The organism is Rhodococcus sp. M8 (genome assembly GCF_015654185.1).
Lineage (GTDB): Bacteria > Actinomycetota > Actinomycetes > Mycobacteriales > Mycobacteriaceae > Rhodococcus > Rhodococcus aetherivorans.
Genome location: NZ_CP064065.1, coordinates 5424621 through 5439847, shown reverse-complemented (window position 1 = coordinate 5439847; position 15227 = coordinate 5424621). Strand labels below are relative to the sequence as shown.

12 protein-coding genes are annotated in these 15227 nt (G+C 73.3%); 5 read left to right on the top strand and 7 right to left on the bottom strand.

Annotated elements, in window-relative coordinates:
* Positions 1-122 precede the first annotated feature (122 nt).
* Positions 123-2681, top strand: a complete 2559-nt coding sequence (locus ISO16_RS24810; RefSeq protein ID WP_072634630.1) for a helix-turn-helix transcriptional regulator — start codon at positions 123-125, stop codon at positions 2679-2681.
* A 111-nt stretch (positions 2682-2792) separates the two neighbouring features.
* Here ISO16_RS24810 and ISO16_RS24805 read toward each other — a convergent pair whose 3' ends face one another.
* Positions 2793-3434, bottom strand: a complete 642-nt coding sequence (locus ISO16_RS24805) for a class I SAM-dependent methyltransferase (RefSeq protein WP_043800378.1) — start codon at positions 3432-3434, stop codon at positions 2793-2795.
* Between the two features lie 54 nt (positions 3435-3488).
* On the opposite strand from ISO16_RS24805, the gene ISO16_RS24800 reads away from it, so the two are divergent.
* Entirely contained in the window at positions 3489-4772 is a 1284-nt protein-coding gene (locus ISO16_RS24800; RefSeq protein ID WP_072634629.1) for an MFS transporter, read from the top strand.
* 4 nt (positions 4773-4776) lie between these two features.
* On the opposite strand, the gene ISO16_RS24795 is transcribed toward ISO16_RS24800, so the two are convergent.
* The 6 genes from ISO16_RS24795 to ISO16_RS24770 all read right to left on the bottom strand — a co-directional run bounded on the left by ISO16_RS24795 (position 4777) and on the right by ISO16_RS24770 (position 11595).
* Positions 4777-5973 (bottom strand): MFS transporter, encoded by a 1197-nt coding sequence (locus tag ISO16_RS24795; RefSeq protein WP_083662410.1) that lies wholly within the window; start codon positions 5971-5973, stop codon positions 4777-4779.
* Positions 5974-6054: 81 nt separating this feature from the next.
* Positions 6055-7011 carry an L-histidine N(alpha)-methyltransferase gene (egtD, locus tag ISO16_RS24790; RefSeq protein ID WP_072634628.1) on the bottom strand — a complete coding sequence of 319 codons (957 nt, stop codon included), beginning with the start codon at positions 7009-7011 and terminating at the stop codon, positions 6055-6057.
* Entirely contained in the window at positions 7008-7754 is a 747-nt protein-coding gene (egtC, locus tag ISO16_RS24785; RefSeq protein ID WP_006938912.1) for an ergothioneine biosynthesis protein EgtC, read from the bottom strand. Before egtC ends, egtD begins: the two co-directional genes overlap by 4 nt.
* A complete protein-coding gene (egtB, locus tag ISO16_RS24780) occupies positions 7747-9042 on the bottom strand; it encodes an ergothioneine biosynthesis protein EgtB (protein ID WP_065922876.1) in 1296 nt (431 codons plus the stop codon). The genes egtC and egtB overlap by 8 nt, the downstream gene beginning before the upstream one ends.
* Positions 9039-10271, bottom strand: coding sequence for an ergothioneine biosynthesis glutamate--cysteine ligase EgtA (egtA, locus tag ISO16_RS24775; protein WP_029542112.1), 1233 nt, complete (start codon positions 10269-10271; stop codon positions 9039-9041). The genes egtB and egtA overlap by 4 nt, the downstream gene beginning before the upstream one ends.
* Before the next feature lie 79 nt (positions 10272-10350).
* On the bottom strand, positions 10351-11595 hold the full coding sequence (locus tag ISO16_RS24770; protein ID WP_072634627.1) for an APC family permease: 1245 nt from the start codon (positions 11593-11595) through the stop codon (positions 10351-10353).
* Between the two features lie 45 nt (positions 11596-11640).
* Here ISO16_RS24770 and ISO16_RS24765 point away from each other — a divergent pair, with 45 nt between their 5' ends.
* From ISO16_RS24765 to ISO16_RS24755, 3 genes are all read left to right on the top strand, one after another.
* Positions 11641-12819 (top strand): aminotransferase class V-fold PLP-dependent enzyme, encoded by a 1179-nt coding sequence (locus tag ISO16_RS24765; RefSeq protein WP_006938916.1) that lies wholly within the window; start codon positions 11641-11643, stop codon positions 12817-12819.
* Positions 12820-12908: 89 nt separating this feature from the next.
* Positions 12909-14378, top strand: a complete 1470-nt coding sequence (locus tag ISO16_RS24760) for an FAD-dependent oxidoreductase (protein WP_072634650.1) — start codon at positions 12909-12911, stop codon at positions 14376-14378.
* 205 nt (positions 14379-14583) lie between these two features.
* Positions 14584-15189 carry a 50S ribosomal protein L25/general stress protein Ctc gene (locus tag ISO16_RS24755; RefSeq protein WP_006938918.1) on the top strand — a complete coding sequence of 202 codons (606 nt, stop codon included), beginning with the start codon at positions 14584-14586 and terminating at the stop codon, positions 15187-15189.
* Positions 15190-15227 lie beyond the last annotated feature (38 nt).

Here is a 15227-nt window from a genome sequence, read left to right as displayed (position 1 = left end):
CCCCTCGATCCGTAAGAGACCAGGTAGTCTGCCCGTGCCGAAGGGTCTGTCGGGGACACCGGGGTATCGGTGGAGACCGCACATGCAGGCTTGCGTGGACCGACCGATCGAGAGGAGTTGCCGTGAGTGTCCCCGGCGCCGGCCGTACGGGGGTACCGACGTGGCGGGCGCTGGCCACCGCGCTGCCCCGTCCTCGCCTGTTCGAGATGCTCGACCGCGGGTCTGCGCTGACGGTGGTCCACGCACCGGACGGGTTCGGCAAGAGCACGCTGCTCGCCACGTGGCTGCACGGCGGCGGCGTACCCGGGCGCGACGTCGCGTGGGTGCCGGCGGCGACGGACGACGGGACACCGGACCGCATCTGGTCCGACGCGTGCGCGGTGCTGGGCGACCATGTCGTGGCCGGCGACCCGGTCGACCGGCTCGCCTCGACCCTCGGCGGAACGCCGTCCCTGCTCGTCCTCGACGGGCTCCCCGGCACCGCCCTCGACGACCTGCTGCCGGCGATCCGGCAGCTGCTGGATCGCTGCCCGTCCGTGGACGTCGCCGTCTGTCTTCGCGGCAGCACCACGTCCGCCACCGTGGCCGCGGCGGGCCTCGACTGCACGTTCGTCTCCGCCCACGACCTCCGGTTCACGCCCCGGGAGACGGCGGAACTCTTCCGCGCCGCCGGGGTGGAACTCGGGATCGACGAGTACGGCGACCTGTGCCGCGCCCTGGGCGGGCTGCCCCAGCTGATCTCGGGCGCCCTGAACGTCGCCCGGCTGCACCGGGGCGCACCGGTCGACGAGGAGGGCCGGCCCTCCCCCGACCTGGCCGTCGCCATCGCCGGGTTCGCGTCCGGTCTGCTCGACACGCTCACCGCCGAGGAACGGGCGTTCGCGATGTGCGTCGTCGCCGCCCGCGATCTCGACGCGGAACTCGCCGCCGAGCTCACCGGCCGGCCCGAGCCGGCCGCGCTGCTCGACCGTCTCGAGGCGCGAGGCCTGCTCGTCGTCGACGAGGCGGACGAGACACGGACGTGGTCGTGGCCGTCGGCCCTGCGGTCGGCGGTACTGGAACAGGCCCGGCAGGAGGAGCCCGCACGGGTCGACGAGCTGATGACCTTTCTCGCGCGCCTGCACCGGGATGCGGGCCGGCCGGCGCAGGCCGCGGTGTACGCGGCCGAGGCTCGCAACTGGACGATGGCCGCGGGCATCGTGGAGCGCAGCTGGGGCGAGATGGTCTCCGAGCACCTGGAGGTGCTCATCCTCGTGTTGCGGACGATCCCGGAGGACTTCCTGGAGGACTATCCGGCGGTGCTCGCCGGACGGGCGCTGTTCGTGCAGATGCTCGCCGATCACCCCATCCTGCGGGCGTCGCTTCCGAGCGAACCCGACGAGCTGCACACGCTCGGCGCCGGGCCGGACGCCGCGAACGTCCTGCACCTGGCGACGGTGCAGTCGCTCGCGCTGCGTGTCGCCGGGGACTTCGTCCAGGGCGCCGACTGCACGCGACGGCTCGAGCCGCTAGTACAGAGCATGCTCCTGCACCAGCCGGACAACATCACCCCGCAGCTGCCGCTGCTGCGGGTCCAGTGGGCGATCACCTTCCAGCTCGTCGCGGAGCTGGCCGAATCCAACCGGCAGTTCGAACTGGCCTACCGCGGCGGTGTCGCCGCGGACACCCCCTACATCGTCCAGAACGCCGCGGGCAGCTCGGCGCTCAACTGGGCTCTGGTCGGCGACGTCCCGCGCGCCCGCCGGTGGCTCGACCGGGAGGCGACGACGGAACCGTCCGACGGGCTCTTCGGCGAACTCGTCAAGGTCGGCGGCCGGGTCGCCGCGGCCCTGACCCATCTCGACGCGCTCGACGTGGGCGCGGCCGAGTCGATGATCGAGCTGCTCGGCGCGCCCAGCGATCGGGAGGAGCTGTGGGGGTTCGTCGCCTACGCCCACGCCCAGCACGCCCTGCTCACCCTCGAGGCGTACGCGGGTCTGACGTGGTTGCACCACACCGTCGCCGGCCACGCCCACCGGCACGGCGACGGCGCATTTTCCCGGACGCTGCTCACCGCGACGGAGATCGACCTGCACCTGGCTCTCGGCAACGGCAACCTGGCCCGCGCCGTGGCGGACCAGGAGCCCCGGCACCATCCGATACTCGTCGTCTCCGACGCGCGGGTGGACCTGCTTGGTGGGAGTCCCGACCGGGCCGCCAAGAAGCTCGCGCGGGTGTCGTGGCCGGACTGTGGATTCCCGCGGGCCCATCTCGAGGCGTTGCTGCTGGACGCCGCCGCGCAGCTCGATCTCGGCAATCCCCGGTCCGCGATCGTGTGCTGGGAGCGCGCCTGCACGCTCGCCCGGACGCTCGGCAATCGGCGCGCCTTCACGACCGTGCCGGACCGGCATCGGCGAGAGCTCGTCGAGCGCAGCGGTATTGCGGTGCCGGGCGGTTCCGTCGAGGCGGTGTTCCCGGACGAGGTCGTGCGGGTCGAGCTGTCCCCGCGGGAGAGGCAGGTGCTCGCGTTGCTGGCCGACGGATCACCGCAGAGCGAGATCGCCCGGCTCCTGTTCGTCTCCCCGAACACGGTCAAGACGCAGCTGCGCAGCATCTACCGCAAGCTCGAGGTCCACACCCGGGTCGAGGCCATCACCCGGGCGCGGGAGCTGCGGCTGCTGCCGGTGACCGGTGAGCTCTAGGCACGCTTCCGCGGCCCTTTCCGGCGCCGACGTCCCCTCCCGAACCGAGCGAATGTATCGCTCATCTCCGCAGATCGACGCGATGGCACGTTCGCTCGGCTAGGGGGGAGGTCACGCCGGTTTGTGGGCGCGCACCCGGAACACGATGCCCATCCGCCCGGTGCGGTGCACGTCGTCGACCACGAAGCCGGCCTCGGTGAGATAGGGGACGGGGTCGCGGAGCAGGTGGTCGGCGCCGAAGCGGATGCTGAGCGGCTCGATGCCCCGCTGCAGGGCGCGCAGCGCCCGGTTCGTCGACGGCCCGTGCTCGGCGAGGACGACGCGGCCGCCGGGGACGAGCACGCGGTGCGCCTCGGCGGCGGCGCGGGCCGGGTCGGGCACGGTGCAGAAGGTGAAGGTCGAGAGCACGGTGTCGGCGCTCGCGTCGGGCAGGTCGAGGGCCTGGACATCGCCCTCCCGCAGTTCGACGCGCGGATCGGCGGCGGCCTTCGCCCGGGCGAGTTCGAGCATCCTCGGTGAGATGTCGATGCCGACGACGTGCTCGACCTCCGGCCCGTAGAGGGGAAGGTTGAGCCCGGTGCCGACGGCGAGTTCGACGACGCGGCCGCGGGCCTGCGCGGCCGCCCAGTGCCGGGCCGGCCCGAGGATCAGCCGCTCGACCAGGCCCATGCCGCGGTCGTAGTTCTTCGACATCTCGTCGAAGATCCGCGATACGCGGGCGTTCTCGTTCTCGACCTTCTCCGAATCGGTCACCGTGTCTCCTTACCGCCGGGTCACCGCCGACGTTACCGGCGTACCCTCCCGGCTGTGACCGAACCGATCCCGGAACAGCGCCGCGTACTGACCGTGCTGGTGACCGCGCAGATCCTCAGCGGCGCGGGCCTGGCCGCCGGCGTGACCGTCGGCGCGCTCCTCGCGCAGGACATGCTGGGTAGCACCAGTCTCGCCGGGGTGCCGAGCGCCCTGTTCACGATCGGGTCGGCGGCCGCGGCCGTCGCCGTGGGGCGGATCTCGCAGCGCGCCGGGCGCCGTGGGGGCCTGACGTTCGGCTACACCACGGGCGCGATCGGCAGCGCGGGCGTGGTGGCCGCGGCGGCGCTCGACACCGCGGTGCTGCTGTTCGCGGCCCTGTTCGTCTACGGCGCGGGCACGGCGACGAGCCTGCAGGCGCGCTACGCGGGCGCCGACCTGGCCGCCCCGGCGCGGCGCGGCCGCGCCGTGAGCACGGTGCTGGTGGCGACGACCCTCGGGGCGGTGGTGGGCCCGAACCTGACCACCGTGATGGGCGACGCCGCCGAATCGTGGGGCATTCCCCGGCTGTCCGGGCCGTTCGTGCTCTCCGGCGTCGCCTACGGTCTCGCCGCCGTCGTCCTGTGGGTGCTGCTGCGCCCGGACCCGCTCCTGCTCGCCCGCAGCCGCGCCGCCGCGGAAACCCTGAGCGGTACCGCCGCGGAAACCCTGAGCGGCACCGTCGGCGAGGATCCGGCGCCGGCCGGCGACCCGCCGGCGCCGGGCCGGCCGTGGACGCCCGCGGTGACCGCCGGGGTCGTGGTCATGATCGTGACGCAGCTCGTGATGGTGGCGGTGATGACGATGACGCCGATCCACATGCGCGACCACGGGCACGACGTCGGCGCGACGGGCGTGGTCATCGCGATCCACGTTGCGGCGATGTTCCTGCCCTCACCGATCGCGGGGATGCTCGTGGACCGGGTCGGGCCCTACCGGGTCGCGGCCGCCGCGGGACTCGTCCTGCTGGCCTCCGGGGTGTCCGCGGCGCTGGCCCCGCCGCACTCGGTGGCGGCGCTCGCGTTCGCGCTGGGCCTGCTCGGCTTCGGGTGGAGCCTGGGCCTGGTGAGCGGCACCGCGCTCGTCACCGATGCGGTGCCGCTCGAGTCCCGCGCGGCCACGCAGGGCACCGCGGACCTGTTCGTCGCACTCGCCGGGGCGGGCGGCGGCCTGGGTTCCGGGCTCGTCGTCGCGGCGGCCGGGTTCCCCGCCCTGGCGCTGACCGGTGCGGCGGTGTCGCTGGTGATCCTTCCGGTCCTGGCGCGACGGTCCGCACACGTCGCGCAGTCCGCCGTCCACTAGCACCTCAGGCCGGCACGGCGACGGCCCGTCGCGCCACCCGCAGGTCCGCCACCCACACCAGGGCGGTCACGACGGCCGCCGCCACCCCGAACACGCACACCCCGGTCCAGCCGGCGCTCGTCCACGCGACCGCGCCGAGCGCCGAACCGGCAGCGGCGCCGATGAAGTACGTCGTCATGTACACCGCGTTGATGCGGGAACGCGCCGCGGGCGCCAGCGCGTAGACGATGTTCTGGTTGCTGATGTGGATGGCCTGCAGCGCCAGGTCGATCGCGACCATCCCGATCAGGAACCACGCCAGCGAGTACGCGCCGGCGCCCAGCGCGGCCCAGGACGCGACGAGCACCGCCGCGCCGGCGCCCGAGGTGAGCTGCGCGAGCCCGCGATCGGCGAGGCGGCCGGTGAGGTTGGCCATCACCGCGCCGGCGACCCCGGCCAGGCCCACCAGTCCGATCTGCACCTCGTCGAAACCGTAGGGTTCGCCGGCCAGCAGGAACGCCATCGTCGAGAACAGGGCGCTCACGGACGCGAACGACAGGGCGCCGAGCAGCGACCGGGTGCGCAGCCGCGGCTGGGTGCGCACGAGGGTCCCGAGCGAACGCAGCGTGGTCCCGTAACCGATGCGCTCGGCGGGTCGAGACGTCGGCAGCACCCGCCACAGGGCCAGCGCGACCACGACCATCACGGCGGCGCTCACCCGGTAGACGGTGGCCCAGCCGCCGACGCCGGCGAGGAGCCCGGCGACGCTTCGGGCGAGCAGGATGCCGAGCACCAACCCGCTCATCACCGTCCCGACAGCCTGGCCGCTGCGCTCCGGTGTGGCCAGGGCCGCGGCGAACGGCACCAGCACCTGCGCGGCCACCGAGAACAGCCCTGCGATCGCCGTGCCGACGGCCAGCACCGCGATGTTCGGGGCGAAGCCGCTGATTGCCTGGCCGGCCGCGGCGGCGAGCATGAGCCCCACCGTGAGGCGGCGCTTGTCGAACATGTCACCGAGCGGCACCAGGAACAGCAGGCCGAGGCCGTAGGAGACCTGGGCGATGGTGACGGTGGCTGCGGCGGCGGAGTGGGAGGTGCCCAGGGCGGCGGCGATCGAGTCGAGCAGGGGCTGGTTGAAGTAGTTGCCGCCCACGCACAAACCGGTGGCCGCCGCCATCAGCAGCAGCACGGGGGTGGTCAGCACGGGCCGGGTCGACGTCACGTCTGCCAGCCTCGCGCGGCCGGGCCGGTGCTGTCCAACCGGCTTCCTGCCGTCGGCGGCCCGGGATCGCCGATGTGCGGCTCAGGCGCGGCTCGCACCGATCAGCGCGAACCTCCCGTCGGGATCGATCCACTCGCGCCGGACGACGAACCCGGCCTCGGTCAGTTCACGGCCCATCCCGTCGAGACGGAACTTGGCGGAGATCTCGGTGCGCAGCTGCTCACCCGCCGCGAAGGAGATCTCGAGATCCAGCCCGGGAATTCGGACGGTCATGGGCTCGGTGGCCTCGAGCCGCATCTCGATCCATTCGTTGATCGGGTCCCACACGGCGACGTGCCGGAACTTCCCGGGTTCGAAGTCCGCACCGAGCCGGTTGTTGAGCACGTTCAGCACGTTGCGGTCGAATTCCGCGGTGACCCCGGCCGCGTCGTCGTAGGCCGGCACGAGCACGTCCGGGTCGGTGACGAGGCCGATGCCGAGAAGCAGCCACTCCCCCGGCTCGAGCACGGCGGCGAGATCGGTGAGGAACGCGGCGCGCTCGGCGGGCGCCAGGTTGCCGATGGTGCCGCCGAGGAACGCGATCATGCGGCGTCCGCCGCCGGGCAGGTGCGTGAGCGAGCCGGTGAAGTCTCCGACGACGCCCCGCACCGTCAGGTCCGGGTACTCGGCCGAGAGCCGGGTCACCGCGGGCTGCAGGGCGGCCTCCGACACGTCCTGCGGTACGTACGTATGGATGTACGGTTGCAGCGCGTCGAGCAGGATCTCCGTCTTCTCGGAGGAGCCCGACCCGAGCTCGACGAGCATCTCGGGGCGGGCCTCGTCGGCCAGTTCCGGTGAATGCTTTTGCAGCAGAGCCCGTTCGGTGCGGGTGGGGTAGTACTCCGGCAGGCGGGTGATCCGGTCGAAGAGCTCGCCGCCGCGCGCATCGTAGAGCCAGGTCGGCGAGAGCCACTTCGGCGACGACGTCAGCCCGCGGCGCGCGTCGGCGCGCAGCGACTCGTCGAGCTGCTCCGGGGTCAGGTACACGTCCACCGTCATGAAACGGCCACCTCCATGGGGGACACGATGAGGTGTCCCGGTCGGGCGCTGACCAGGTGCCGGTCCGGCACCTGACGCCAGCGCGGATCGTCGTCGTACGGTTCCGAGGACACCACGGCGACGTCCTCGTCGACGAGGGTCCACAGCGAGTGGTACCAGGCCGTCGCCCACAACCCGGAACCGTTGCCCAGCAACAGGTTCAGCCGCGAACCCGGCGCGACCGCGAGCACGTCGTGGACGAGCCGCATCAGCGCCTGCTCGGGCCGCGAGGAACGCAGCCGCGAGTACAGCAGCAGCCACAGCGCGGCCGCGTCGGTGGGCGACTCGAGCTGCAGCAGTTCGGCCACCGGCAGGCGCTGGGCCAGCGAAACGAGCGAACCGGGCCACCCGCGGACCAGCCCGTTGAGGCTGAACGCCCAGCCGTCGCGGGTGAACGGGGCGCAGGCCGAGCGCTCGACGGGCATGCCCTCCGTCGCCGAGCGCAGCGACGCCATGACGGCTCCGGCGCTGATGTGCGAAAGGCCTTCGGCGACAAAGGGGTCGGACCAGATCGGAGCGGGGTTCCGGTAGCGGCCGAAGCCGTCGGCACCCCACCATGCCACCCCGAACCCGTCGGCGTTGATGGTGCCGCCGCCGCGCATGTCCTTCGGCGCCCACGATTGGCGCAACAGCGACCGGGGTCCCTCGGTCACCAGGGAGCTCACCGAGCGGACCGGCCCGAGATATCCCAGGTGTCTACACATCCGGCACGTCCCGCGCGCAGCGGAAGCCGGCGAAGATCTGCCGCCGGATCGGCAGGTCCCAGTTGCGGAAGGTGCCGCGGCAGGCCGCGGGGTCGGTGCCGAACGAGCCGCCGCGCAGCACCCGGAAGTCGCCGCCGAAGAACACCTCCGAGTACTCCCGGTACGGGAAGGCGGTGAACCCGGGATACGGCTCGAACCCCGAGGCCGTCCATTCCCACACGTCGCCGATCAGCTGGTGCACGCCGAGGCGCGACGCACCCGCCGGATAGGCACCGACGACGGCCGGCTCGAGGTGCCGCTGGCCGAGGTTGGCGTGGGCCTCGGTCGGTTCCTCGTCGCCCCACGGGTAACGCCGGCTCGCCCCGGTCAGCGGGTCCCAGCGGGCAGCCTTCTCCCATTCGGCCTCGCTGGGCAGCCGGCGCCCGGCCCAGCGCGCGAACGCCTCGGCCTCGTGGAAGCACACGTGCACCACGGGCTCGTCGGGATCGAGCGGCACCACCGCCCCGAACCGGCGGCGCCACCACGTGCCCGAGTCGTCGCGGGTCCAGAACTGGGGGGCCTCGAGACCCGCCTGCTCGCGGTGCACCCATCCCTCCGGGCTCCACAGCTCCCGGCGGGCGTAGCCGCCGTCGGCCAGGAACTCGAGGTAGCGCCCGTTGGTGACCGGCACCGTGTCGATCGCGAACGCCGGTACGTACACCCGGTGCGCGGCCCGCTCGTTGTCCAGCGCCCACGGATCGGTCGAGGTCCCCATCTCGAACTCGCCGCCCGGGATCAGCACCTCCTCCGCGGCCGGCGGCTCGGCGCGCCGCGGCGGCGGTGGGGCGTCGAGCACGGGCGATCCCGCCCGCAACTGGTGCGTGGCCAGCATCGTCTCCGCATGCTGCACCTCGTGCTGGACACTCATCGCGAAGACGAATCCGTCACGGGTGAGGTCGGTGTCGAATGCACACTGCGCCAGCACGTCCGCCGCCCGCGCGCGGACCTCCGCCGCGTAGCCGCGGGCCTCCGCCGGCCCGAGCAACGGCAGCGCCGGACGGTCCGCGCGGGGATGCCGGAAGGCGTCGTAGAGGTCGTCGACGTCCGGGCGCACACCGCCCTGACCGCCGGCCGCCCGGAGCAGCCAGCGTTCCTCCTGGTTGGCGATATGCGCGAGATCCCACACGAGGGGGCTCATCAGCGGCGAATGCTGAGCCGTGAGCTCCGCGTCGTCGATGTCGGTCAGCGCGAGGACCCTCGCCCGCGCGCGGGCGAGGTCCCGGCCGAGCCGGGTGCGCAGACCGCTCACCGGTCCTGGACCTCCGGGGTGCGACCGCGGCAGCACCGCGCCGCCGCCGAGTCCAGGGCCGTGGTGAACCGCATGTCCGGCGACGCCTCCGCGGCGAGGGCGAGCAGTCCGACCGCCGCGGCCCGGAGCTCGAGGTCCGCGAGACCGAACTCGGCAGCCTCCTGCCAGCGGTCCACGACGGGTGCGGCGACGGCCAGGGCCTCGTCCATCACGGCCGGCGAGGTGAGCAGCGCCTCGACCGCGGCGACCGGGACCTGCCAGAGGGCACCCGGCTGGGCGTCGATGTACCGGACCTCGAGATGCCCGGCGGGACGCACCGGCGGGAACAGGGTGGTCAGGTGGTAGTCCAGGTCGGCGACGGTGGGCCGGCGCCCGATCTCGTCGTCGAGACCGCCGCCGAGCCAGTCCGCGAACGACGCACCCGGCGGCGCGTGCCAGTCCCCGTCGGACGCGCGCACGCACAGCAGCGGCGCGTCGAGCGCCCAGGCCGGGTAGTGCGCCGGATCGGGGACGGGCGTGGTGCGGTCGGCGTCCAGCGCCAGCCAGGTCCGCATCCGCTGCGACGCCCAGGTTCCGTCCGGGGCGCCGCGCAGCGAGGGGGAACACGCGAACGCGGCCACGAGCGCCGGTCCGACGGCGTGCAGCACCCGCCACCGGCGGGCCAGCTCGTCGTCGTCGGCGCCGGCGTCGACGCTCACCTGAGTGGCGGCGGTGCTGTTCATCATCAACCGGCCCAGCGGCCCGATCCGGTCGAACCGCAGCTCCATCGCGCTGTACCGGGGGGTGCGCAGGAGCCGCTGCGGGGGGCGCAGTTCGTCGGCCGCCGCGTCGATCATGTCCACCGACCGGCGCGCCAGCAACGCACGGAGCATGCGGGCATCGGCGGTGAGACGGTCGCAGACCTGCCGCGCCGAGCCACACGGCACGCTCGACAGTTCGACCTGCCCGCCGGGCTCGAGGGTCACGGCGCTGCCCGACGGCAACGGCCGCGCCGAGGAGCCGGGAGCCAGCTGCCGGGGGGCGTGCGGGCCGAGGGCCTCGAGGATCGCCTGCAGCTCCGGCCGGGCGCTCGTGCCGTCGGCCCGGGCCGTGAGCCATTCCAGTTCCACCCCGATCAGCCGGGGCGGCCCGAAGCGGAAGCTCACCCTTCGCACGTGCAGTTCGGCGGCGGTTCGCGAGGCGATGCCGGCGTCCGCGCGCGGCACCGCCGTGTCGACTGTGATCACCACTCGGTCCGCCCCTCCCTCGCCTGTGGGCCAGCTCACGGATGAGCCTAACGTCAACCGGCGACAGGATGCGGGTGAACGCTCACGGCACGGCCCGGCGCGTCGCCCGTGCGAGGACACCGACCGCCAGCACGGCGGCGCCGACCCCGACGGCGCCCGGCGGCAGCGTCAGTGTCAGCGCGACGCACCCGACGGCCCCGATCACCTGCAGGAATCGGGGGTAGCGACGGTGCTCGTCCCGCTGGGTGAAGGCGGACAGGTTCGCGACGAGGTAGTACACCAGCACCCCGAAGGATGAGAATCCGATCACTCCGCGCAGATCGACGGTCGCGACGAGCAGGCACACCACCGCGGCGACGGCGAGTTCGGCCCGGTGCGGCACCGCGAACCGCGGATGTACCGCCGCGAGCGGGCGCGGCAGATCGCCCTGCCGCGCCATCGCGAATGCGGTGCGGCCGACGCCCGTCACGAGGGCGAGCAGGGCGCCCAGCGACGCGACCGCAGCCCCGGCCACCACGACGGGCGCCGCCCACGCCCAGCCGCCCACGCGGACCGCGTCGAGCAGCGGCGCGCTGCTCGACGCCACCCGGTCCGGCCCGAGGCACGCGAGCAGGGTCACCCCGACGACGGCGTAGAGCAGCACCACGAATCCGAGGGCGCCGACGATCGCGCGCGGGATGGTCCGGCGCGGCTCGCGCACCTCCTCACCGAGCGTTGCGATCCGCGCGTAGCCCGCGAAGGCGAAGAACAGCAGGCCGGCCGCCTGCAGCACCCCGTACGCGCCGCCGCCGACGGGGCCGAACGGATCGGCGGGCTGTGCCCCGGGGCCGGCCCAGCTCGCCGTCACCGCCACGGCGAGGGCGACGAGCACCAGCGCCACGATGATGCGCGCGAGCCGGGCCGTGCGGGTGATGCCCCGGTAGTTCACGGCGGTCAGGGCGAGGACCGCGGCGACGGCGACCGGCCGCCGCCACGGTTCCGGCACGGCGTAGGCGGCGAAGGTCAAGGCCATCGCCGCGCAGCTGGCGGTCTTGCCGATCACGAAGCCCCAGCCCGCCACGAAGCCCCACCACGGCCCGAGCCGTTCCCGGCCGTACACGTAGGTGCCGCCGGACGTCGGATACTGCGCGGCGAGCTGCGCCGACGACGTGGCGTTGCAGTACGCCACGACTGCGGCGACGGCCAGGCCGACGAGCAGGCCCGCGCCGGCCGCGGCGGCGGCCGGCGCGAACGCCGAGAACACCCCCGCCCCGATCATCGCGCCGAGCCCGATGGCGACGGCGTCACCGGTGCCGAGCCGGCGCTGCAGGGGTGTCGGTTCGCTCACGCGTACATTCCAACCACGAAGACATGAACGGGAGGTACGCCCTCGATGCTCGACCTGCAACGCGCCCGTCGGGACACGCCCGGCTGCTTCGACCGGGTCTTCCTCGACAGCGCGGGCTCGTCGCTGCCGCCCACCCCGGTGCTGGAGACGACCGTCGCGCATCTGCGGCGCGAGGCCGAGGTCGGCGGGTACGTCGCGGCCGCGGAACGCGCCGGCGACCTCGCCGCGGTGAAGACCTCGATCGCGCGGCTGATCGGCGCGGAGGCGTCGTCGATCGCGCTGGTCGAGAGCGCCACCCGGGCGTGGGCGAGCTTCTTCTACTCGGTGCCGCTCGGCGAGGGCGACCGGATCCTGCTCACCCGCTCCGAATACGCCAGCAACGCCGTCTCCGCGCTGCAGCGCGCCCGCGCGACCGGCGCGACGGTGGAGACGATGCCCACCGACGCGCTCGGCCGGATCGACGTCGACGCCCTCGGCCGCACCCTCGACGAGCGGGTCAAGCTGGTGTCCGTCGTGCACGCCCCGACCAACGGCGGGCTCGTCAACCCGGTGCGGGAGGTGGCCGACGCCGCGCACGAGGTCGGTGCGCTGGTGCTGCTCGATGCGTGCCAGTCCGTCGGCCAGCTGCCGGTGAGCGTGCCCGAGTTCGATGTCGACGCGCTCTCCGCGACCGGTCGCAAGTGGCTGCGCGGGCCCCGCGGCACCGGCTTCCTCTACGTCCGCCCCCGGCTGATCACCGAGCTCGAACCGGCCGTGCTCGACCTGCACAGCGCACAGTGGACGGCCCCGGACGAGTACCGGGTCGCCGACGACGCGACGCGGTTCGAGCTGTGGGAGACCAACGTCGCCGCCCGCCTCGGGCTCGGCGCCGCCGTCGACTACCTGCTCGACTTCGGTGTCGACGCGGTGACCGAGGCGGTCGCCTACCGGGCCGAGCACCTGCGCGACGGGCTGGGCCGGATCCCCGGCGTGGCCGTGCGCGACCTCGGCAAGGAACACAGCGGCATCGTCTCGTTCACCGTCGACGGCTGGGATCCGGCGCACCTGCGCGAGGCGCTGGCCGCCGAGGCGATCACGGTCACGGTCAGCGGGCGCGGATCGACGCTGCTCGAGATGTCGGCGCGACGGCTCGAGTCGGTGGTGCGGGCTTCCCCGCACTACTTCGTCTCCCCCGCCGACGTGGACCGGTTCCTGGCGGCCGTGCGGTCGCTCACCCGGTCCTGACCGTCCCGGCAACCGGGACAGCCGGTACCGCTCCCCCAGGTCGCGTGGTCAAGGTGTGCGAATCCCCGTACCACTTCGAGAGGATCGCGATGACCGAGACCAGTCCCGTCCGTCCTGTTCCCGTCGACCGGATCCCCGCCTGGGATCTCGAGGCCGACGTCGTGATCGCCGGATACGGCATCGCCGGTGTCTGCGCGGCCATCGGCGCCGCCGACGCCGGAGCCGACGTGCTGGTGCTGGAACGCACCGGCGGGTGGGGCGGCGCGGCCGCCCTCGCCGGCGGGTTCGTCTACCTCGGCGGCGGCACGGCCGTGCAGCGGGCCTGCGGGTTCGAGGACTCGGTGGACGACATGCGCGCGTTCCTGACTGCGGCACTCGGACCGGGCGTGGACGAGGAGAAGATCGCCGCGTACTGCGCGGGTTCCGTCGCGCACTTCGACTGGCTCGTCGGGTGCGGGGTGCCGTTCAAGCACGAGTTCTGGGGCGAGCCGGGGTGGGAGCCACCCACCGACGCGGGCCTGCAGTACACCGGCGGGGAGAACGCGGCGCCGTTCCGCACCGTCGCCCGGCCCGCGCCGCGCGGTCACGTGCCGCAGATGAGCAACAAGCGCACCGGCGAGCAGGGCGGCGGCTACATGCTCATGAAGCCGCTCGCCGAGAAGGCCGCCGCGCTCGGGGTCCGCGCCGAGTACGACGTGCGGGTGCAGACCCTCGTCACCGATGCGTCCGGACGGGTGGTCGGGCTGCTGGCCAAGCGGTACGGCACCGACCTGGCGATCCGGGCGCGCCGAGGGGTCGTTCTCGCCACGGGCAGCTTCGCCTACAACGACGACATGGTGCGGGCGTACGCGCCGCATCTGGTGGGCCGTCCCGCCGCGTCGATCGAGGAGCACGACGGCCGGGCGATCCGGATGGCGCAAGCCCTCGGCGCCGACCTCGCGCACATGAACGCGACCGAGGTGGCGTTCTTCTGTGATCCTCAGCTGATCGCGCGCGGCATTCTCGTCAACGGGCGCGGCCAGCGATACGTGCCCGAGGACACCTACCCGGGCCGCATCGGTCAGCTGACCCTGCTGAAGAACGACAACGAGGCGTTCCTCGTCATCGACGAGGCGGCGTACGAGGCGGGGATCGCAGCCCCGACGTCGTCGGAGCAGCTGCGGCATCAGCCGAAATGGGTGTGCGAAACCGTCGCCGACCTCGAGGCCGAGATGGGTCTGCCCGAGCAGGCGCTGCAGTCCACGGTGCAGCTGTACAACCGGCACGCCGCACGGGGCGAGGACCCGCTGCTGGGCAAGAAGCGCGAATGGGTGAAGCCGATCGGTTCGCCCGTCGCGGCGATCGACCTGCGCGGCATGACCGGCGGGTTCACGCTCGGCGGCCTGCGCACGAGCCTGGACTCGGAGGTGCTGCACGTCGACGGCGCGCCGATCCCGGGGCTGTTCGCGGCGGGACGGGCGGCGGCCGGGCTGTCGGCGTGGGGATACTGCAGCGGCATCTCCCTCGGCGACGGCAGTTTCTTCGGCCGGCGGGCGGGCACCGCCGCCGCGCGCGGCTGAGCGCAGGGCGGCGTTCGACTGGCCCGGGCGGATCCGGTAGAGTCGTTCGAGTTGTCTCGGCGAGGGTGAACCGCGAAATCGCTGGCTCACCGTGATCGACGCGGCTGCGGCTCCGCTCGAGCGTGTCTACGCTCCTGGCCGCGCGCGTCGCCCCTCGCCGGGAAGACCGCCCCAGTTCGAGCCATATGCGTAGGAGCCTTTCAGCATGTCCGACGAAAACCGTCTCGTAGCCGCCGTCCGTACCGAGTTCGGCAAGGGTGCCGCCCGCCGCGCCCGCCGCGACGGTCAGGTCCCCGCCGTTCTGTACGGCCACGGCACGGACCCCAAGCACCTCGCCCTCCCGGCCCGTGAGTTCGCGGCCGTGCTGCGCGCCCACGGCACCAACGCCCTGCTGACCCTCGAGGTCGACGGCGGCGAGGAGCTGGCGCTGACCAAGTCGGTCGTCGTGCACCCGATCCGCAACTACATCGAGCATGCCGATCTGCTCGTCGTGAAGAAGGGCGAGAAGGTCACCGTCGAGGTCCCGCTCGTGGTCACCGGCGAGGCCGCCTCCGGCACCCTGGTCGTCAACGAGGTCAGCACCGTCCAGCTCGAGGCCGACGCCCTGAACCTGCCCGAGCAGGTCGAGGTGTCCATCGAGGGTGTCGAGGCCGGTACCCAGATCCTCGCGAACAACGTGCAGCTGCCCGCCGGTGCGACCCTGCAGGGCGACCCGGAGCTGCTGCTGGTGAACGTGGTCGCCGCACCGACCGCCGCCGCGATGGAGGGCGAGACCGCGGAGGGCGAGGCCGCCGAGGCCGAGGAGGCCTGAGCCCCCACCGGCTCCGCGTGACGTGACGAGCGGCGCGT

What these genes read in the sequence shown, in the direction of transcription:
- ISO16_RS24755 (WP_006938918.1), top strand. Translation starts at nt 14,584, where the DNA reads ATGTCCGACGAAAACCGTCTCGTAGCCGCCGTCCGTACCGAGTTCGGC.
- ISO16_RS24760 (WP_072634650.1), top strand. Translation starts at nt 12,909, where the DNA reads ATGACCGAGACCAGTCCCGTCCGTCCTGTTCCCGTCGACCGGATCCCC.
- egtC (WP_006938912.1), bottom strand. Translation starts at nt 7,754, where the DNA reads ATGTGTAGACACCTGGGATATCTCGGGCCGGTCCGCTCGGTGAGCTCC.
- egtD (WP_072634628.1), bottom strand. Translation starts at nt 7,011, where the DNA reads ATGACGGTGGACGTGTACCTGACCCCGGAGCAGCTCGACGAGTCGCTG.
- ISO16_RS24765 (WP_006938916.1), top strand. Translation starts at nt 11,641, where the DNA reads ATGCTCGACCTGCAACGCGCCCGTCGGGACACGCCCGGCTGCTTCGAC.